19 protein-coding genes are annotated in these 17909 nt (G+C 68.6%); 5 read left to right on the top strand and 14 right to left on the bottom strand.

Features of this window, described 5'->3' with window-relative positions:
- Positions 1 to 55: 55 nt before the first annotated feature.
- The 4 genes from flhC to HA630_RS22230 all read right to left on the bottom strand — a co-directional run bounded on the left by flhC (position 56) and on the right by HA630_RS22230 (position 1800).
- The gene (flhC, locus tag HA630_RS22245) at positions 56 to 595 is read right to left on the bottom strand and encodes a flagellar transcriptional regulator FlhC (RefSeq protein ID WP_166837805.1); all 540 of its coding nucleotides are present in this window, start codon (positions 593 to 595) and stop codon (positions 56 to 58) included.
- 44 nt (positions 596 to 639) lie between these two features.
- A complete protein-coding gene (gene flhD, locus HA630_RS22240; RefSeq protein WP_166837803.1) occupies positions 640 to 987 on the bottom strand; it encodes a flagellar transcriptional regulator FlhD in 348 nt (115 codons plus the stop codon).
- A gap of 287 nt (positions 988 to 1274) precedes the next feature.
- Entirely contained in the window at positions 1275 to 1553 is a 279-nt protein-coding gene (locus HA630_RS22235; protein ID WP_371809321.1) for a Txe/YoeB family addiction module toxin, read from the bottom strand.
- Positions 1543 to 1800 (bottom strand): type II toxin-antitoxin system Phd/YefM family antitoxin, encoded by a 258-nt coding sequence (locus HA630_RS22230; protein WP_166837801.1) that lies wholly within the window; start codon positions 1798 to 1800, stop codon positions 1543 to 1545. Before HA630_RS22230 ends, HA630_RS22235 begins: the two co-directional genes overlap by 11 nt.
- A 356-nt stretch (positions 1801 to 2156) precedes the next feature.
- On the opposite strand from HA630_RS22230, the gene HA630_RS22225 reads away from it, so the two are divergent.
- From HA630_RS22225 to HA630_RS22215, 3 genes are all read left to right on the top strand, one after another.
- Positions 2157 to 2546, top strand: a complete 390-nt coding sequence (locus HA630_RS22225; protein ID WP_166837799.1) for a hypothetical protein — start codon at positions 2157 to 2159, stop codon at positions 2544 to 2546.
- Between the two features lie 50 nt (positions 2547 to 2596).
- On the top strand, positions 2597 to 3547 hold the full coding sequence (locus HA630_RS22220; RefSeq protein ID WP_166837797.1) for a hypothetical protein: 951 nt from the start codon (positions 2597 to 2599) through the stop codon (positions 3545 to 3547).
- A gap of 251 nt (positions 3548 to 3798) precedes the next feature.
- Positions 3799 to 4122 carry a hypothetical protein gene (locus tag HA630_RS22215; RefSeq protein ID WP_208300219.1) on the top strand — a complete coding sequence of 108 codons (324 nt, stop codon included), beginning with the start codon at positions 3799 to 3801 and terminating at the stop codon, positions 4120 to 4122.
- Between the two features lie 16 nt (positions 4123 to 4138).
- Here the strand turns inward: HA630_RS22215 and HA630_RS22210 are convergent, their stop codons facing one another.
- The gene (locus HA630_RS22210) at positions 4139 to 4768 is read right to left on the bottom strand and encodes an FMN-binding negative transcriptional regulator (RefSeq protein WP_166837793.1); all 630 of its coding nucleotides are present in this window, start codon (positions 4766 to 4768) and stop codon (positions 4139 to 4141) included.
- 19 nt (positions 4769 to 4787) lie between these two features.
- Complete coding sequence (locus HA630_RS22205) at positions 4788 to 5351, bottom strand: cob(I)yrinic acid a,c-diamide adenosyltransferase (RefSeq protein ID WP_166837791.1); 564 nt, start codon at positions 5349 to 5351, stop codon at positions 4788 to 4790.
- 97 nt (positions 5352 to 5448) lie between these two features.
- Between HA630_RS22205 and HA630_RS22200 the strand changes: the two genes are divergently transcribed.
- Positions 5449 to 6873, top strand: a complete 1425-nt coding sequence (locus tag HA630_RS22200) for an FAD-binding oxidoreductase (RefSeq protein ID WP_166837789.1) — start codon at positions 5449 to 5451, stop codon at positions 6871 to 6873.
- Positions 6870 to 10232 (top strand): EAL domain-containing protein, encoded by a 3363-nt coding sequence (locus HA630_RS22195; RefSeq protein WP_166837787.1) that lies wholly within the window; start codon positions 6870 to 6872, stop codon positions 10230 to 10232. Before HA630_RS22200 ends, HA630_RS22195 begins: the two co-directional genes overlap by 4 nt.
- 38 nt (positions 10233 to 10270) lie before the next feature.
- On the opposite strand, the gene HA630_RS22190 is transcribed toward HA630_RS22195, so the two are convergent.
- The 8 genes from HA630_RS22190 to mnmG all read right to left on the bottom strand — a co-directional run bounded on the left by HA630_RS22190 (position 10271) and on the right by mnmG (position 17774).
- Positions 10271 to 11026, bottom strand: coding sequence for a class I SAM-dependent methyltransferase (locus HA630_RS22190; protein ID WP_166837785.1), 756 nt, complete (start codon positions 11024 to 11026; stop codon positions 10271 to 10273).
- Between the two features lie 28 nt (positions 11027 to 11054).
- A complete protein-coding gene (locus HA630_RS22185) occupies positions 11055 to 12038 on the bottom strand; it encodes a ParB/RepB/Spo0J family partition protein (protein WP_166837783.1) in 984 nt (327 codons plus the stop codon).
- Positions 12039 to 12064: 26 nt separating this feature from the next.
- Positions 12065 to 12931: a hypothetical protein gene (locus tag HA630_RS22180; RefSeq protein ID WP_166837781.1), complete on the bottom strand. Its 867-nt coding sequence runs from the start codon at positions 12929 to 12931 to the stop codon at positions 12065 to 12067.
- Positions 12924 to 13523: an alpha/beta hydrolase gene (locus tag HA630_RS22175; RefSeq protein WP_166837779.1), complete on the bottom strand. Its 600-nt coding sequence runs from the start codon at positions 13521 to 13523 to the stop codon at positions 12924 to 12926. Before HA630_RS22175 ends, HA630_RS22180 begins: the two co-directional genes overlap by 8 nt.
- The gene (locus HA630_RS22170; protein WP_166837777.1) at positions 13523 to 14293 is read right to left on the bottom strand and encodes a ParA family protein; all 771 of its coding nucleotides are present in this window, start codon (positions 14291 to 14293) and stop codon (positions 13523 to 13525) included. Before HA630_RS22170 ends, HA630_RS22175 begins: the two co-directional genes overlap by 1 nt.
- 33 nt (positions 14294 to 14326) lie before the next feature.
- Positions 14327 to 14941, bottom strand: a complete 615-nt coding sequence (locus tag HA630_RS22165; protein WP_166837776.1) for a LysE family translocator — start codon at positions 14939 to 14941, stop codon at positions 14327 to 14329.
- Positions 14942 to 15108: 167 nt separating this feature from the next.
- Positions 15109 to 15771: a 16S rRNA (guanine(527)-N(7))-methyltransferase RsmG gene (gene rsmG / locus HA630_RS22160; RefSeq protein ID WP_166837774.1), complete on the bottom strand. Its 663-nt coding sequence runs from the start codon at positions 15769 to 15771 to the stop codon at positions 15109 to 15111.
- Entirely contained in the window at positions 15768 to 17774 is a 2007-nt protein-coding gene (mnmG, locus tag HA630_RS22155; RefSeq protein WP_166837772.1) for a tRNA uridine-5-carboxymethylaminomethyl(34) synthesis enzyme MnmG, read from the bottom strand. The genes rsmG and mnmG overlap by 4 nt, the downstream gene beginning before the upstream one ends.
- Positions 17775 to 17909: the final 135 nt, after the last annotated feature.

Below are 17909 nucleotides of genomic sequence, written 5' to 3'. Positions count from 1 at the left end.
GGAGCTTTAGTTTGAGAACGAATATAAATTCAGTTGAAAATTACTTTCACAACTATCAAGCCAGGCGCAAGCCCCCGTCGGCCTTGCCCTTGCCGGCGCGGGCCGGCGGCTTGCACAGACCACACACGTAGTGGCGGGCGTTCTCGTAGGGGTCCGTCACAAAGTGGCCGCCGCAGCAAGAGCACTTGGTGCGCACCAGCATGCCGGCGTCCATGAACTTGGTCAGGCGCCAGGCGCGGGTGAAGCTCAGCAGCGGCTCAATGCCGCAGGTGGTCATCTGCTCTTCGTACAGCTTGAAGGCCTTCATCACCACGTCGATCGGCTCCAGCGCCACCGTCTTGTTCAGGTACTCGGCGATGTTGACGTACAGCGACGAATGGATGTTGGGCTGCCAGCTCAGGAACCAGTCGGTGGAAAACGGCAGTTGGCCCTTGCTCGGCGACTTGCCGGCGACTTCCTTGTACAGGCGCAGCAGTTTTTCGTAGGACAGGCCGGTTTCGCTTTCCAACACCTGCAGGCGGGCGCCCAGGCCGATCAGCGCCACCGCGCGTTCGATGTCCTTGCTCTCGTTGACGATGCTCTTGACGGCGGCCATGGTGCTGCTCCTTCGGAGGGTTCGGTGATTGGGGTGAAGGTGGCTCAGGCGGTGGCGTCGGCCAGCTTGCCCGCCATCAGGATGGAGGCGTGCAGGCGCTGGGTGGTGTCGTTGCCCACGCGGTTCGGGGCGTGGCTGCTGGTCAGCAGGCCCCAGACCATGTCCTCGTCGGCGCGGAAGCGGCACAGCAGGGTGTTGGTGCTGGCCACCTTCATCACCTGGGCCGGCGACAGCGCGGCGATCAGTTCGGCCGACTCTTCGCTCACCCCCAGGCGGAACACCGCCTCGGCCTTGTCGGCGCGGATCAGCTGCTGCGCCAGCATCAGGTAGGTCAGGTTGGCTTCGCGGATGTCGGCCAGCAGCTGTTCGGTGGTGGTGTTTGCGGTGGTCATTTCACTCTCCGGTTTCGCTTCAAGCGCTTCGGCTAACACAGCCCGAAAAACGTTGATTCGTTGAAATGGATTGTGAAATTCCCCCTTTAAACCTTGAATCGGAAAACGGCTGTTCGGCGTGTCAGGCAAGTGGCGGTGGTGTGTCAGGCAAATTCCTACAGCGGCTTCCCCAGGCCATGGCAACCACGCCCTTGGGGGCTGAAAGGTGGTGACCCGCCGCGCCTTCAAGGACCAAGCCCAAGCATATGCTGGCTGAGGGTTCAAACTCCGTCACGTTTCGTTGCCGTTTACTGGTAGTGGTACCGACAAGCAATGACGACCAAGGCACGGTCGTCCACGGTGTACACCAGGCGGTGCGTGTCGTCGATACGGCGCGACCAAAACCCAGACAGGTTTTCCTTCAGGGGTTCGGGCTTGCCGATGCCCTCAAACGGGTGGCGCAAACAGTCCTTCAGCAGGGCGTGAATGCGCCTGAGCGTCTTCTTGTCCTGGCCTTGCCAGTATTCGTAATCGGCCCATGCGGCCAAGGTCCAGGTGAGCTTCAGCAGCGATGCCTCAGTCGTCACTGGCGAGGCCTCGCTGCACGGTCTGCCCTTGGCGGAACTGTTCGATGGAGCGCGCCAGGTGCGCGGCATTGGCCGGTGACTTGAGCAGGTGCACCGTCTCCATCAGGCCATTGAACGTGTCCAGCGACATGACCACCGCATCGGGCGCGTCACGGCGCGCGATCACGGTGTAATCCGCATCGTCAATGACCTGATCGATCACATGCTTGAGGCTGTTGCGGGCCTCGGAGAAATTGACCACACGCATAAAGCACCACACTCGTACAATTTAATGTACAAGTTTAACTTGTGCGATACCTCATGTCAATTTGGAGCGTTTCGCGGATTTGACGGCAGACTTCCCGGTTGCTGACTTGGGCGCCGGATTGACCTCGGCCGCATTCTGGACGTTGGGCCCCCGAAACGCGGCATCCACCGGCGAAGGTTTGCGCGGTGGCCAATTCGCTGGCCGTCAAGCCCTGCCAGCGGGCGAGCGGCGTGGACTGCCGAGGCTCTGCCACCTCCCCCAAACGGGGGATGGTCAACGCCACGGAACGGGCTAAGCTGTGAGCAGCGCCCGCCCCCGCGTGGCGCGTGGTCCACCATGCTTCAAGGAGCCTGCGCATGAACACCCTGTCTGCCTGCACCCTGGCCGCCCAACGCGCGCTGGCCGTCCTGGCCCTGACCGGCGCGGCCCTGAGCGCCGCCCAAACCCCGCCCGCCGAGCCGGTGCCGGTGGAAAACGCGGCCCTGCTGGCGCTGGTCAGCGGCCAACGCCTCCACACCGACAACGTGCAGTGGGGCCCGGTGCAACTGCAGTTCCGCGAAAACGGCACGCTCTACGGCAACAACAAAGGCGGAACGGATTCGGGCAAGTGGCGGGTGGAAGGCTCCACGCTGTGCCTGGAATGGCGCCGCTGGGACTACGCCGGCTGCGGCCTGGTGCAACGGGTGGGCGACCGCTACCAGCACCTCTGGCCCAACGGCACGCTGCACTTCACCTTCCAGCCCTGAACGGTGGCTTTCAAACCCAATGCGCTGAGTTGTTTTTGCCGACGCCACCCATGACCACCTCGAGCGTCCACGCGGAACCCGCCGTGGTCCGCGCCGTGCGCGTCAGCACCTACGTGCTGCTGACGCTGGCCGCCTTGCCGGTGCTGTTCCTCCTGCCCTTCATGTTCGACGACCCGAAGATGGGGCACCCGATACCGGCACTCTTGCTGTTTGCAGCGGTACTTTCTCCGGTCGGCGCTATTGCTTTCACACGCGGGGCATATCGGCGCGCCGTTGCGTCCGAGCAATGGGGCCGTTGCCTCGCATGGTCGCTGCTCCCCCTGGTGATTCCCTTGCCCTTGTTCATGAGCATAGGCGGGTACTTCAAACTGAAGGATCACTTTGCCTATCAGCAACGGCATGTGATGCGGGACGCCGATGGCGTGGTGGCGCATCTGGCCCTGCCCCCGGGCTGTGATACCCCGAATGGTTTTTGGAATTTCGACCAAGGCCAAGAGACCGGTCTGCGTGGCGAGTGGGAACAGCTCGACGGCCAAGGGATGTTCCGCTGTTTCAACGACGCAACAACACCAAAGGCCTACTTCACGCTTCGCGTGGCCAATGCGAAGAACAAAATACCCAATCGAGGTAACCCAATCGGCTGGACAAAACAGATGTTGAGGCCTCCCATCACTCTTCCCCTGAATGGCGTGCAGGTTCACATTGATAACTACCGTTTCGTGAGCGCCAGCGAAAAGGAAAAAGGCAAACAGGGCCCCCACATCCAAGCATGGGAGTTCCTGCCCGTTGGGGGCACGACGAGCCGCGCAAAAACCTACTTCAAAGGCAACGGCGACATCCACGAAATTCACATGGAGTTGTCCCTTCACCCGCGACTGACAGGCCAACTGCGGCTGATCAACCCCAATGCCACCGTGAACACGCCAGAGGCCATGTGGCGGCACATCCAGGCGGCTACCGCGTTTGGGCAAGGCCTTCTGCAAACACGCCCGGCCCCATGAGCATCTGGCTTTCAGGCCCCGGCGAACTGGCCGACGAGAACCGGCGCTTGGCTCGCAAACTGCTGCATCTATGGGTAACTGCCCTGGCACTGGCATAGCTGGCCGAGGCACCGATCACATGGCTCAACGATTGGGCCGACTGGGACGGTCGCCATGTACCCGTCGTTCATCATCTGTACAACCGCCCCGGCGACATTGCCGCTGTGGTGGCCCGCTTTTATGCGCTCGTGTGCGGCTTGGCGCCTGTAGGGGTGGCCTACCTGTTGAGGGGAGACGACCCACTGCACCGTCTGCAAATTGGCCTGCAGCAGCGAGGGGGCTGGGCGATTGCATGGCTTTATGCGTTGGGATTGCCACTGCTGGTAGGAAGCTTGGCCTTCGTCGTCTTCGCGGCCGGTACGGAAGGGCTGACACCAACCGGTCGCTACGCGCTGCTTTACTGGGGGCTCCACTCTCACTGGGGCTTGTTCATCGTGGGGCCCCTGCTGGCGGTTTTTGGGTGCTTCTGGACCACCGTCACGACATGGCTTCTGGCCGCACCGTTCCTCGCGCTGGTCCGCTGGGGCAAGAACTGAAAGGTACCATCCCAGTTCAGCCGAGATCTGACTCCGACATCGCTGCAGCCAACCCCTCCCGCCCACGCGCCTGCAGCGCCTCCACCGCCCCCTGCCGGTCAAGCGGTGCCTTGTTCTGGCTCAGCTTGGCCTTGCCCTCCCACCGGGTCACGGCAATCTCCAGGCCCACAATGGCCTGCAGCATCGCGTCCAGGTAGTCGGGCGGGGCGTCGCCCATCTTCCAGGGTTGGGGTTCGGTGGCTTCGTGGCTGCGCGTCAGGCGTGCCACCACGCCGCGCACAAACTTTTCATCGTCGCGCACGGTGAGCCGGCCGTGGGCGTGCACCACGGCGTAGTTCCAGGTGGGCACCTGGCGGTGGGTGTCGTGCTTGCTGGGGTACCAGCTGGGCGAGATGTAACCCTCCACCCCGCGAAACACCACCAGCACGTCGGCGCCGCCCGCGCACTGCTGCCACACCGGGTTGGCCCGCGCCACGTGCGCCGTCAGCGTGCCGTGTTCGCCGCGCGTCGGGTCATATTCAAAAGGGATGTGGTTGGCGTCCAGCCCCTCGGGCCCGTGCGTCACCAGCATGCCCAGCGGGTGCTGGCGGAGGATGCGCTGCAAGGCGTCGGGCTCGGTCAGCGCAAAGTGGGCGGGGGTGTACATGCCGGTGCTCGCGGGCGGGTCAGGCGTCGCCGCGCTGCATGCGCTCGCTCTTCCAGTACACGTCGTCGCCCCCGTGCATGCGGTTCAGCACCCGCGCCAGCACGAACATCAGGTCGCTCAGGCGGTTGAGGTACTGGCGCGGCGCGTCGTTCAGCGCCTCCTCGTTGCCCAGCGCCACCACCTGGCGTTCGGCGCGGCGCGCCACGGTGCGGCAGATGTGCGCCTGCGACGCGGCGCGGGTACCCGCCGGCAGGATGAATTCCTGCAGCCGCGGCAGCTGGGCGTTGTAGTGTTCCAGCGCCTCGTCCAGCGCCAGCACCGCCTCGCCCTTGAGCAGCTCGAAACCGGGCACGCTCAGTTCGCCGCCCAGGTTGAACAGCTGGTGCTGGATCTCCACCAGCAGCGTGCGCACGTCGGCCGGCAGGTCCTCGCACAGCAGCAGCCCCAGGTGGGAGTTGAGTTCGTCCACGTCGCCCATGGCGTGCACCCGCAGGCTGTTTTTGCTGACGCGCTGGTTGTTGCCCAGGCCGGTGGTGCCGGCGTCGCCGGTGCGGGTGGCGATCTGTGTGAGTCGGTTGCCCATGTGCTTTGCGGTCTCCGGGTGAATGGGGATAATCCGGCCATTATCCCCACCCGGCCCTGGCCCCGCCACACCGGGTGTTTGCCTTTTGGAGCCCCGCATGAACGCCCCCCTGCCCGCCCACCTCCTGCCCACCGTCGCGCTGCGCGCGGTGCCGGCCGAACTGCTGCAACAGCTGCAGGCGCGCTTCGGCGGGCAGTGCTCCACCGCGCTGGCGGTGCGCGAACAGCACGGCCGCGACGAGTCCGCCTTCACCCACGTGCCGCCGCCGGCGGCCGTGGTGTTCGCCGAATCCACCCAGGACGTGGCCGACGCCGTGCAACTCTGCGCCCAACACAGGGTGCCGGTCATCCCCTTTGGCGTGGGTTCGTCGCTGGAAGGGCACCTGCTGGCGGTGCAAGGCGGCATCAGCCTGGACGTGAGCCGCATGAACCGGGTGCTGTCGGTCAACGCCGAGGACCTGACCGTGACGGTGCAACCCGGGGTGACCCGGCAGGCGGTGAACCAGGCGGTGAAAAGCGAAGGGCTGTTCTTCCCCATCGACCCCGGGGCCGACGCCTCCATCGGCGGCATGGCCGCCACCCGCGCCAGCGGCACCAACGCCGTGCGCTACGGCACCATGCGCGAAAACGTGCTGGCGCTGGAGGTGGTGACCGCCCGCGGCGAGGTGGTGCGCACCGGCAGCCGTGCCAAGAAGTCCAGCGCCGGCTACGACCTGACGCGCCTGTTCGTCGGCGCCGAAGGCACGCTGGGGGTCATCACCGAGGTCACGCTCAAGCTCTACCCCCTGCCCGAAGCCATTTCCGCGGCCACCTGCTCCTTCCCCAGCATCGAGGCCGCGGTGCGCACCACCATCGCGGTGATCCAGATGGGCGTGCCGATTGCCCGCTGCGAGCTGATCGACGCGGCCTCGGTGCGCGCGGTCAACGCGCACAGCAAGCTGAACCTGCGCGAGGAACCGATGCTGCTGATGGAGTTCCACGGCTCGCCGGCCGGGGTGCAGGAACAGGCCGAAACGGTGCAGGAGATTGCCCGCGACCACGGCGCCCAAGCGTTTGAGTGGGCCACCACCCCCGAAGAGCGCACCCGCTTGTGGACGGCGCGGCACAACGCCTTCTTCGCGGCGCTGCAGACGCGCCCGGGCTGCAAGGCCATCACCACCGACACCTGTGTGCCCATCAGCCGGCTGGCGGACTGCCTGCTGGCCTCGGTGGCCGAGGCCGAAGCGGCCGGCCTGCCCTACTTCCTGGTGGGCCACGTGGGCGACGGCAACTTCCATTTCGGCTACCTGATCGACCCCGACAGCGCCGACGAACGTGCCCTGGCCGAGCGCCTGAACCACCAGGTGGTGGCGCGCGCCCTGGCCATGCAGGGCACCTGCACCGGCGAACACGGCATTGGCCTGCACAAAATGGAATTCCTGCGCACCGAAGCCGGCGACGGCGCCATCGCGCTGATGCGCGCCGTCAAGCAGGCGCTGGACCCCGACAACATCCTGAACCCCGGCAAGATCTTTTCGCTGTGACCGCCGCCACCGGCCCGGCCCGCCCCTGGCGGCGCTGGGCACTGCACCCCCTGTCCATCGCGCTGTACTACGCCGTGTTTTCGGCGTTGTGGATCCTGCTGTCGGACCGGGCCGTGGGTTGGCTGGTGCCGGACCCGGGCCAGGCGCTGCTGCTCAACACCGTCAAGGGCTGGTTCTTCGTGGCCGTGACCTCGATGCTGCTCTATGGCCTGCTGCTGCGCTGGCAGGCCCAGCACGAGCGCCCACGCCAGCCCGACACACCCCACAGCGACCACGCCCCTCGGGTGCCCCTGCTGGCGGTGACCCTGCTTGGGCTGACCATCGTCGGGCTGACGACGCTGAGCATCGGCCAGCGCTACCGCAGCGCCAAAGACGTGGCGGCCGCGCAGCTGCAGGCCATTGCCGACGCCAAGGCCCAGCAGCTCTGGGACTGGCACCAGGAACGGCTGGACAACGCCCGCCTGCTGCAACACGACCAGGACCTGCGCAGTCACTGGCTGGCCTGGCAGGCCGAACGGCACCCGACACACCTGCTGCACCTGCGCGAGCGGCTGGCCCGCTTTGCCAACGGCGTGCATTTCACCCGGGCCCACCTGGTGGGGCCCCAGGGCGTGGCCGTGACCCCGCCCGAGGAAACGCCCCCCGCACCCGACCCCACCCTGGACGCCGGCGTGGCCCAGGCCCTGGCCGAGGGACGGCCCCTGCGCATCGGCCCCTGGCGCGACGGGCTGGGCGCGCTGCGCCTGGCCTTCATCGCCCCGCTGGTGACGCAGGGCCCGCACCCGGCCGCGGTGGTGCTGCACGTGGACCCGGTGGGCAGCGTGCACCACTCGCTGGACAGCTGGCCGCTGCCCGAAACCAGCGCCGAATCCTTCCTGTTCCGCCAGGACGGCGATCAGGTGCTGTTCCTCAGCCCGCTGCGCTACGAACCCGAGGCGGCGCTGCGCAAGCGGCTGCCGCTGGACGCGCCGGAGCTGCTGACCGCCCGGGTGCTGCGCGGCGCGGCGCCGCTGGGCACCGCCCTGGAGGGCAACGACTACCGCGGCGTGCCGGTGCTGGCGGTGGCCCGCCGCATCGGCGACACCGAGTGGTGGATGCTGGTCAAGCAAGACCGCGACGAGCTGATGACCGGCGCCGTCGTCAGCGGCCTGACCATGGCCCTGGCCGGCGTGCTGGGCCTGTTCGCGGTGGGCGTGGGCCTGTACCTGCACCAGCAGCGCCGCGAACTGCGCCGCTCCAGCCGCGACCTGGACGAACTGCGCCGCACCCGCCAGGCGCTGCAGGACAGCGAACAGCGCTACCGCCTGCTGGCCGACAACGCCACCGACGTGATCTGGCTCTACGACCTGCGCAGCAAGCGCTTCGAGTACGTCAGCCCGTCCGTCGAACGGCTGCGCGGCTACACCCAGGAAGAAGCCCTGGCGCAGGGGCTGGACGAGACACTCACCCCCGACTCGGCCCTGGCGGTGCGCGAACAGCTGCCCTGGCGCCTGCAGGCCTTTGCCGACGGCGACGAGCTGATGCGCACCCAGGTCAACGAGGTCGCCCAGCGCTGCCGCGACGGCCGCAGTGTGCTGACCGAGGTGGTCTCCACCCTCATCCCCGACGAGCACGGCGCGGTGGCCAAGGTGCTGGGTGTGACCCGCGACATCACCACCCGCAAGCGGCAGGAGGCGCAGATCGTCCAGCTCTCGCAGGCCACCGAGCAGAGCCCGGCCGGCGTCATCATCACCAACCTGCAGGGCCAGATCGAGTACGTCAACCGCGCCTTTGAGCGGCTGACCGGCTACACCAGCGCGGAAGCCCTGGGCCGCAACCCCAACCTGCTGCAGTCGGGCAAGACCCCGGCCGACCGCTACACCGCCATGTGGGCCGCGCTGCACGCCGGGCGCCCCTGGACGGGCGAGGTCGTCAACCGCCACAAGGACGGCCACGAGATGGTGCAAAGCGTCACCATTGCCCCGGTGCGCAACGCCCACGGCCGGGTCACGCACTACCTGTCGGTGCAGCTGGACGTGACCGCCCAGCGCGACGCCGAGGCCAAGGCGCACCGGCTGGCCTGGTTCGACCCGCTGACCGGCCTGCCCAACCGCCAGCAGCTGCTGGACACCCTGCAGCGCAGCCTGGGCGAGCCGCACCGGCAGCCGCTGCAGAGCGCGCTGCTGCTGATCAACATCGACCGCTTCAAAACCCTGAACGACGCCCTGAGCCACGCCGCCGGCGACCAGCTGCTGCAACAGATGGCCCAGCGCCTACAGGCCCTGCAACAGCCCGGAGAGCTGCTGGCGCGCCTGGGCGGTGACGAATTTGCCCTGCTGCTGCACCACGGCCCGCGCGGCGGCGGCAACGCCTCCAGCGAGGCGATGCACCGCGCCAACGCCGTGCACCTGGCCCTGGCCCAGCCGTTCGAGCGCCCGGGGGCGGCCGCGCTCAACGTGAGTGCCAGCATCGGCGTGGCGCTGCTGCCCGACGGCCCGGCCGACGAACCCAGCGCGGTGCTGCGCCGGGCCGACACCGCGCTGCACCGCGCCAAGGAAGCCGGCGGCCAGCAGACCGCCTTCTTCGACGCCGACATGGGCCAGGTGGTGAGCCAGCGCTTCGCCATCGAACAGGACCTGCGCCGGGGCCTGGACGCCGGCGAGCTGCGCCTGTACCTGCAACCCCAGGTCAACGCCGACGGCCACACCGTCAGCGCCGAGGCCCTGGTGCGCTGGCAGCACCCGGACCGGGGCCTGGTGCCGCCGGGCTTGTTCATCCCGGTGGCCGAGGAAAGCGGCCTGATCGACCAGCTCGGCACCTGGGTGCTGGGCGAGGTCTGCCAGCACCTGGGCGCGCTGCACCGCGCCGGGCTGCGTCGGCCGATCTCGGTCAACATCAGCCCGCGCCAGTTCCACGACCCGCGCTTCATCCCCGAACTGCTGGCGCTGCTGGCGCGCACCGGGGCGCAGGCGGCCGACCTGATCCTGGAAATCACCGAAGGCGTGGTGGTGCAGAAGATCGACACCGTCATCCACCGCATGGGCGAACTCAACCGCCACGGCGTGCGCTTCTCCATCGACGACTTCGGCACCGGCTACTCCTCGCTGTCCTACCTCAAAAACCTGCCGATCCACGAACTCAAGATCGACCGCAGCTTTGTGCAGGACGCCCCCAACGACCCCAGCGACGCCGCGCTGGTGGAGGCCATCCTGTCGGTGGCGCGGCACCTGCGGCTGCGGGTGGTGGCCGAAGGGGTGGAGACGCCGGAGCAGGCCGCCTTCTTCACCCGCCACCCAGGGGTGCTGATGCAGGGCTACCTGTTCGGCCGGCCGGAACCGGCGCAGGCGCTGCTGGACCGCTGGCTGACGGACCAGGCCTGAAAGCGGACCGCGGGCCGCGTGGGCAGGGCGCGCCGCGTTCAGCCCGGGCCGGGCGCGGGCGGCACCGGCCGGTAGACCCAAACGGTGCGGCCGGGCACCGCCTCCAGGCGGCCCACCGGTGGCAGCCCGGGCGCCTCGAACGCCAGGCTGACCAGCCAGGCCCCGGGCCGCATCTCGGCCAGCGCCTTGGCCTGGGCCTGGACCATGGTTTCGGGGCGCTGGAACAGGTAGACCAGGTCGTAGTCGCCCCAGTGTTGCGCCCACATGTCGCCGCGCCGCACCCGGGCGCGCCGGCAGCGCCCGCGCGCCAGCCAGGCCAGGGGCCAGCTGCGCTCGACGCCTTCGAGCCGGGCATCGGGGTAGGCGCGCTCCAGGGCCCGCAGGCCATCGCCGGCCCCGGCCCCGGCGTCGAGGATGCGCGCCATCGGCGGCAAGGGCGCCAGCGCCGCCAGGCCCTCCAGCGCATCCCAGGGGGTGGGAAACACCGGCGCGTCGCGCCAGGCGCTGGGGGGGTAGAGCAACAGAAACACCGCCGCCGGCAACAGCCAGACCCAGGGCGGCAGGCCCGACAGCCCGGCGCTGAAGCCCCACGACAGCGGGAAGCCCAGGGCCATGAGGCCCTGTCGCCAACGCGTGCCCCCCGCCCGGCTGGCCCACAGCCCCAAGGCTGCCGCCGCCAGCGCCGACGGCACTAGGCCCAGCCCCAGCACCCGCAGGGTCACGAAGGTGCCCCAGGCCCCGCCCCACACCAGCACCGCCGGCAGCGGCCAGGGCAGTTGCAAGGGGTGCGGCATGGGGTGGCGGACGCGGGGCCGGTCGGGGTCAGCCGGCGCGGCCGCGCAGCCGGTCGATCAGGCCGTTGAGCGCTTCCAGCGAGCCGAAGTGGATGGCCAGCTCGCCCACCTCCTCCACCTTGCCGTGGCGCTTGACGCGTTTTTTCACCCGCACCTCGACCTCGGCCGTGAGCAGGTCCGACAGCTCCTCCTCGACCCGGCGCACGTCGCGCGACTTCTCGGCCTTGGGCTTTTGCGGCGTCAGGGCAAATTCGGCGCCCAGTTTTTTCACCAGGCTTTCCGCCTCCCGCACCGACAGGCTCTTGGCGCTGATCTGGTGCGCCGCGGTGATCTGCGTGGCCTTGTCCAGCGGCAACAGGGCACGGGCGTGGCCCATGTCGATGTCGCCGGCCATCAGCATGGTCTGCACCGGCTCGGCCAGGTGCAACAGGCGCAGCAGGTTGCTGGCGGCGCTGCGCGAGCGCCCGACGGCCTGCGCCGCCTCTTCGTGAGTGAGCGCAAACTCCTTCACCAAACGCTGCAAACCCTGGGCTTCTTCCAGCGGGTTCAGGTCTTCGCGCTGGATGTTTTCGATCAGCGCCATGGCGGCGGCGGCCTCGTTGGGCACGTCGCGCACCAGCACCGGCACGCTGGTCAGCCCGGCCAGGCGGGCCGCCCGAAAGCGGCGTTCGCCGGCGATGATCTCGTACACCGGGCGCGCGCCGCGCGGCGCGTCGGGCAGGCCCTGGGCCGTGCGCCATTCGGCCAGACGGCGCTCGCCGTCGGCCGCGTCCAGCCGGCGCACCAGAATCGGCTGCATGATGCCCTGGCCGCGGATGCTCTCGGCCAGTTCGTACAGCGCGCCTTCGTCCATGCGGGTGCGCGGCTGGTACACGCCGGGCACCAGGTCGCCCAGGTCCAGGGTGCTGGGCACGTCGGCGCTGGCGGGGGTGGGGGTGGCGCTGTCGTCGAGCTTGGGGCCGAGCAAGGCCTCCAGGCCACGGCCCAGGCCTTTGGGTTTTTTGGTCACCATGGTGGCGGTTGTCCTGTGGGGGGTGGTCAATGGCGCGGCGGGGTCGGGCTGGCCAGCTTGGCCAGGGTCTTGACGGCAAAGCCGCCGCCGGGCACCAGGGAGTTGGCGACGTCGGCGCCCAGGTCGAGCAACATGTCGCGCGTCACCACCTGCTGCACCTTGTCGCGGAACCAGTGGCCGTTCTCCACCACTTCGCCGTTGAGGCCGTCGACCTCGATCACCCCCAGCTTGTCCGCCGTGGTCCATTTGAATTCAAAGGCGAACACCGGGCGCACGTACAGGTGGCAGCTCTCGAACACCACCTGGTCCTGGTGGATCTCCAGCGCGTTGACGGCCTCGGCCGACAGCGCGGAACGCGCCATCTGTTGCGCGGCCACCAGGGACACCCGCGGCGCCACCAGTTGGCCGGCGGCGGGGGTGAAGGCCTGGTGTTCGGTGTGCTGGTAGCGCCGCACCAGCGCCTCCAGGTCGGCCGCTTTCAGGTCGCGCTGCATCGCGTCCACCCAGCGGTCGTAGGCGATGGTGCGTTGGCAGTGCTCCAACCCGACGAACTCGATGCGCGCCTTGTCCTTGAGCCGCTGCACCTCGTAAATGCGGTTGTCGATCTGCAGGCTCTGGGCCCACGGGTTGTTCACCGGCACGGTGTAGGTGAGCTGGCAGGTGTAGTCCAGCTCGCGCCGGGCCACGATGTGCCAGAACGGCTCCCAGCGCAGTTCGTGCTGCACCAGTTGCACCGTGTCTTCGCGCGGCCGGTTCAGGGGGTTGAACTTGGCCATCATGCCGAAGGCGCTGAGTTTTTTCTTCTCGGCCTGTTCCTGCGCGGCGCGCTGGGGGTAGTTCTCCTCGAACACAAAAATGCGCGGCAGGCTGCCGTCGATTGCTGCGTCAGTCATGCGGGCTTCCTCCGGGGGGTTGAGGGGAGTGGCCGAGCCACGGCTGGATCAGGGCCAGGCCCTCGGGCCAGTCGCCCAGGCCGGACTCGGCGTTGAGGTGGCCGCGGGCGCCGGCGTCCACCCAGCGGCTGCCCCAGTCGCGGGCCAGGGCCTGGGCGCGGTCGGCGCTGCAGTACGGGTCGTTCTGGCTGCCCACCAGCACGCTGGGGAACGGCAAGGCGTCGCGCACGATGGGCGCCCAGCCGGGCAGTTGGGGGGCCAGGGCGGGCGCTTCCACGTCGCCCGGGGCCACCAGCAGGGCCCCGCGCACCTGGCCGGTGTGGCGCGAATGGCGCGCCCACGCGGCCACCAGCACGCAGCCCAGGCTGTGCGCCACCAGCACCACCGGGCCGGGGGTGTCCACCAGCACCGTGTCCAGCCGGGCCAGCCAGTCGCCGCGGCGCGGGGTCAGCCAGTCGTGCTGGTCCACCCGCTGGAAACCGTGGCGCTGCTCCCAGCGGCTTTGCCAGTGGCCGGGGCCGCTGTTCTGCCAGCCGGGCAACAGCAGCACCCGGGGGGGCGCGGGGTGGGTGGGTGTGTTGGGCACCGGCATCAGTGGGTTTGGCTGCGCTCGACCATTTCGCGGGCGAATTCCACAAAGGCCTTGCTGCCGCGCGCGGCCGGGTCGAACACCACGCCGGGCAGGCCGTAGCTGGGCGCCTCGGCCAGGCGCACGTTGCGCGGGATGACGCTGTTGAACACCTTGTCGCCGAAGTGGTCCTTGAGCTGGTCGCTGACCTGCTGTTGCAGGGTGATGCGCGGGTCGAACATGACCCGCAGCAGGCCGATGATCTTGAGGTCGCGGTTCAGGTTGGCGTGCACCTGCTTGATGGTGTTGACCAGGTCGCTCAGGCCCTCCAGCGCGAAGTACTCGCACTGCATGGGCACGACCACGCCGTGGGCGGCGCACAGGCCGTTGAGGGTGAGCATGCTCAGGCTGGGCGGGCAGTCGATCAGCACGAAATCGAAATCGGCGTCCACCGCGGCCAAAGCCTGCTTCAGGCGCTTGTCGCGCTGTTCCAGGTCCACCAGTTCCACCTCGGCGCCGGCCAGTTCGCGGTTGGCACCGAGCACATGGTAGCCGCAGCGCTCGGCCAGCACCGCCGCCTCGGCCACACTGGCCGAGCCCAGCAGCACGTCGTACACGCTCAGCGCCAGCTCGCGCTTGTTCACCCCCGAGCCCATGGTGGCGTTGCCCTGGGGGTCCAGGTCCACCATCAGCACGCGCTGCCCGACCTTGGCCAGGCCGGCGGCCAGGTTGACGGTGGTGGTGGTCTTGCCCACCCCCCCTTTTTGGTTGGCGACGCAAAAAATCTTGGCCATGGTGCAACGGTCCGGTGAGAAGGGGAAGAGCGCTCAGCGCGACAAGGCCAGCTTGAGACCGAAAGCCACCAGGCAGGCCCCGCCCAGCCGGTGGAGCCACTGCGTGGCGCGGGGGTTGGCGCGCAGCCGGTCGGCGAGCCAATGGGTCAGCCCCACCACCACCAGGCCGTAGCCCAGGGTGAGTGCGGCAATGGTCGCGGCCATGACGCCGAAGGTGAGCAGGCCCTGGTGCCGCGCCGGGTCCACGAACAGGGGGAAGAAGGCCATGTAAAACACGATGGCCTTGGGGTTGAGCAGGGTGATGGCGAGCGCCTGGCGGAAATACTGGCGGGGGCGGATGTGCAGCACGGGCGCGTCACCGGGGCGGCTGCGCAGCATCTGCCACCCCAGCCAGGCCAGGTAGGCGGCGCCCAGCCACTGCACCGCGTGAAAAGCGGCCGGGTAGGCCGCCAGCAGCGCCGCGACGCCGGCCACGGCCAACCACATCAGCACCTGGTCGCCGGCGATGACCCCCAGCGTGGCGGCCAATCCACCGCGCACGCCGCCCTTGCCGGTGGAGGAGATCAGCGCCAGGTTGCCCGGCCCGGGGATGGCCAGGAACAGGAGGATGGCGGCAACAAAGGCACCGTAATCGGCCACACCGAACATGCTGCGTACTCGCTGGAGGGAAAAATGGCGGGCGCTCGCCCCGCCGGAACGGGTCTTGAGTTTACGTGGTTTCTGCGCGCGGGCTGGCGCCCACCTTCGTCACGCCAAGGCCAACCGGTGGCTGCCAGGCGCCGAGCGCGTGCGGGCGCAGCGAGCGGCCACGGGTGTCAGTGCTCGCCTGGGCGCAACCAGAGCAAGCAGCGCTCGGCCGCCAGCCCCGGCACGGCCAAAGGTTCCACGTGAAACACCTGCACCGCGGGCGGCAGGGCCGCGACCTCGTCGTGCGGCATCTTGCCCTTCATGGCCAGCCACACGCCGCCATCGGCCAGGCTGCCGCGGGACCAGGCGGTGAAGTCCGCCAGCGACGCGAAGGCGCGCGAGGTCACCACGTCGAAGGTCTGGGTCAGGTGCTCCACGCGGGCGTGGAGGCCGTGCAGGTTGGGCAAGCGCAAGGCCGCCGCCACCTGCTGGATGAACAGGGCCTTCTTGGCCACGGTGTCCACGCAACTCACATCCACCTCAGGGCAGGCAATGGCCACGACCGCGCCGGGCAGACCGGCGCCGGAACCCACGTCCAGCAGGCGGGCGCCGGCCGCCAGACCGGCCTGGGCGAGGTGGCGGCGCAAAGGGGCGACCAGCGCCAGGCTGTCCAGCAGGTGGTGGGTCAGCATGTCCTGCGGGTTGCGCAACGCGGTCAGGTTGTACACCTTGTTCCACTTGGCGACCCAGTCCAGGTAGGCCAGCAGGGTCTGCACCTGCGCGTCGGTCAGCGCCAGGTCCAGCGCCGCCAGCCCGTCGCGCAGGCCTGCCTCCAGCGGGTGCGCGCTCATGCCGACGCCGCCGTGGACTCGCTCGGCGTGGCCGCGTCGGTCGGCACGTCGGCAAAGCCCTTGTACTTGCCGCGCTTGAGGTGAATCAACAGCAGCGAAATCGACGCCGGGGTGATGCCCGAAATCCGCGAGGCCTGGCCCAGGGTTTCGGGCTTGTGCTTTTGCAGCTTTTGGCGCGCCTCGAAACTCAGCGCCGACACCTGGGTATAGTCCAGGTCCAGCGGCAGGCGCAGGTGCTCGTAGTGGGCGGCGCGCTGCACCTCGTCGCGCTGGCGGTCGATATAGCCCGAATACTTGGCGGCAATTTCCACCTGCTCCAGCACCTCGTCGTACTGCGCGCCCAGTGTTTCACGTGAAACCGGCCGGCGCTCGGCCGGTGGCGCAAAACGGCCGCCCTCCATTGCCACCAGATTTTCGTAAGCCACGCCGGGGCGGCGCAGCAGGTCGAACAGGTTGTACTCGCGTTCGATGGCCTTGCCCAGCACCCGTTCGGCTTCCGCCGCCGACAGGGTGCGCGGGTTCACCCAGGTGGACTTGAGCCGCTCGGTTTCACGTGAAACCGCATCGCGTTTGCGGCAGAACGCGTCCCAGCGGGCGTCGTCCACCAGACCCATGCGGCGCCCGGCCTCGGTCAGGCGCAGGTCGGCGTTGTCCTCGCGCAGCTGCAGGCGGAACTCGGCGCGGCTGGTGAACATGCGGTAGGGCTCGGTCACGCCCTTGGTGATCAGGTCGTCCACCAGCACGCCCAGGTAGGCCTCGTCGCGGCGCGGCGTCCAGGGCGCTTCGCCGCGCACCTGCAAGGCCGCGTTCAGGCCGGCGAACAGGCCCTGGGCCGCGGCCTCCTCGTAACCGGTGGTGCCGTTGATCTGACCGGCAAAAAACAGGCCGTGGATCTGCTTGGTTTCGAAGTTGCTTTTCAGCTCGCGCGGGTCGAAGTAGTCGTACTCGATGGCGTAGCCCGGCCGCAGGATGTGCGCCTGTTCCAGCCCGGGAATGGAACGCACCAGCGCGTACTGGATGTCGAACGGCAGGCTGGTGGAAATGCCGTTGGGGTAGAACTCGTTCGTCGTCAGCCCCTCGGGCTCCAGGAAGATCTGGTGGCTGTCCTTGTCGGCAAAGCGGTTGATCTTGTCTTCCACGCTGGGGCAATAGCGCGGCCCCACGCCCTCGATCTTGCCGGTGAACATCGGGCTGCGGTCGAAACCGGAGCGGATGATGTCGTGCGTGCGCTCGGTGGTGTGGGTGATCCAGCACGGCAGCTGCTGCGGGTGCATGCTCGCCTGGCCCATGAAACTGAACACCGGCACCGGCCGGTCGGCGGTGTCGGAGCCGGGCATGCCGTCGCCCGGCTGTTCGGTACAGCGCGCAAAGTCGATGGTGCGACCGTCCAGCCGCGGCGGGGTGCCGGTTTTCAGGCGGCCCTGCGGCAGCTTCAACTCTTTGAGCCGGGCCGACAGGCTGACCGCCGGCGGGTCGCCGGCGCGGCCGCCGGCGTGGTTTTCCAGGCCGACGTGGATCTTGCCGTCCAGGAAGGTGCCGGCCGTCAGCACCACCGCGCGCGCGCGGAAGCGGATGCCCACCTGCGTCACCGCGCCCACCACCCGGTCGCCCTCCACCATCAGGTCGTCCACCGCCTGCTGGAACAGCGTCAGGTGGGGCTGGTTTTCCAGCATACGCCGGACGGCCGCCTTGTACAGGATGCGGTCGGCCTGGGCTCGGGTGGCGCGCACCGCCGGCCCCTTGCTGCTGTTGAGGATGCGGAACTGGATGCCGCCCTCGTCGGTGGCCAGCGCCATGGCGCCGCCCAGCGCGTCCACCTCTTTGACCAGGTGGCCCTTGCCGATGCCACCGATGGACGGGTTGCAGCTCATCTGCCCCAGGGTTTCGATGTTGTGGCTCAGCAGCAGGGTCTGGCAACCCATGCGCGCCGCGGCCAGCGCGGCCTCGGTGCCGGCGTGACCGCCGCCCACAACAATGACGTCAAATTCCTGGGGATAAAGCATGGTGGCATCCGTGCGGCGCGCGTGGCGCCCAAAAGAAGAAACCAGCACACAAGGTACTGGTAAGCCTTTGATTTTACTTGAGGCGAGGGTTTTCATCCATCCCCCGTCCGACCCACCCGCGGCCCGGGATGCGAG

It is taken from the genome of Aquabacterium sp. A08, assembly GCF_011742065.1.
The sequence above is the reverse complement of the archived record's forward strand: the minus strand, read 5'-3'. Positions and strand labels throughout refer to the sequence as shown.

Coding starts and splice junctions, on each gene's coding strand:
- HA630_RS22230 (WP_166837801.1), bottom strand. CDS start 1,800: ATGCGTGTGGTCAATTTCTCCGAGGCCCGCAACAGCCTCAAGCATGTG.
- HA630_RS22200 (WP_166837789.1), top strand. CDS start 5,449: ATGAACGCCCCCCTGCCCGCCCACCTCCTGCCCACCGTCGCGCTGCGC.
- rsmG (WP_166837774.1), bottom strand. CDS start 15,771: ATGAGCGCGCACCCGCTGGAGGCAGGCCTGCGCGACGGGCTGGCGGCG.
- HA630_RS22170 (WP_166837777.1), bottom strand. CDS start 14,293: ATGGCCAAGATTTTTTGCGTCGCCAACCAAAAAGGGGGGGTGGGCAAG.
- HA630_RS22205 (WP_166837791.1), bottom strand. CDS start 5,351: ATGGGCAACCGACTCACACAGATCGCCACCCGCACCGGCGACGCCGGC.
- HA630_RS22190 (WP_166837785.1), bottom strand. CDS start 11,026: ATGCCGCACCCCTTGCAACTGCCCTGGCCGCTGCCGGCGGTGCTGGTG.
- HA630_RS22175 (WP_166837779.1), bottom strand. CDS start 13,523: ATGCCGGTGCCCAACACACCCACCCACCCCGCGCCCCCCCGGGTGCTG.
- HA630_RS22220 (WP_166837797.1), top strand. CDS start 2,597: ATGACCACCTCGAGCGTCCACGCGGAACCCGCCGTGGTCCGCGCCGTG.
- mnmG (WP_166837772.1), bottom strand. CDS start 17,774: ATGCTTTATCCCCAGGAATTTGACGTCATTGTTGTGGGCGGCGGTCAC.
- HA630_RS22210 (WP_166837793.1), bottom strand. CDS start 4,768: ATGTACACCCCCGCCCACTTTGCGCTGACCGAGCCCGACGCCTTGCAG.
- HA630_RS22185 (WP_166837783.1), bottom strand. CDS start 12,038: ATGGTGACCAAAAAACCCAAAGGCCTGGGCCGTGGCCTGGAGGCCTTG.
- HA630_RS22165 (WP_166837776.1), bottom strand. CDS start 14,941: ATGTTCGGTGTGGCCGATTACGGTGCCTTTGTTGCCGCCATCCTCCTG.
- HA630_RS22180 (WP_166837781.1), bottom strand. CDS start 12,931: ATGACTGACGCAGCAATCGACGGCAGCCTGCCGCGCATTTTTGTGTTC.
- flhD (WP_166837803.1), bottom strand. CDS start 987: ATGACCACCGCAAACACCACCACCGAACAGCTGCTGGCCGACATCCGC.
- flhC (WP_166837805.1), bottom strand. CDS start 595: ATGGCCGCCGTCAAGAGCATCGTCAACGAGAGCAAGGACATCGAACGC.
- HA630_RS22225 (WP_166837799.1), top strand. CDS start 2,157: ATGAACACCCTGTCTGCCTGCACCCTGGCCGCCCAACGCGCGCTGGCC.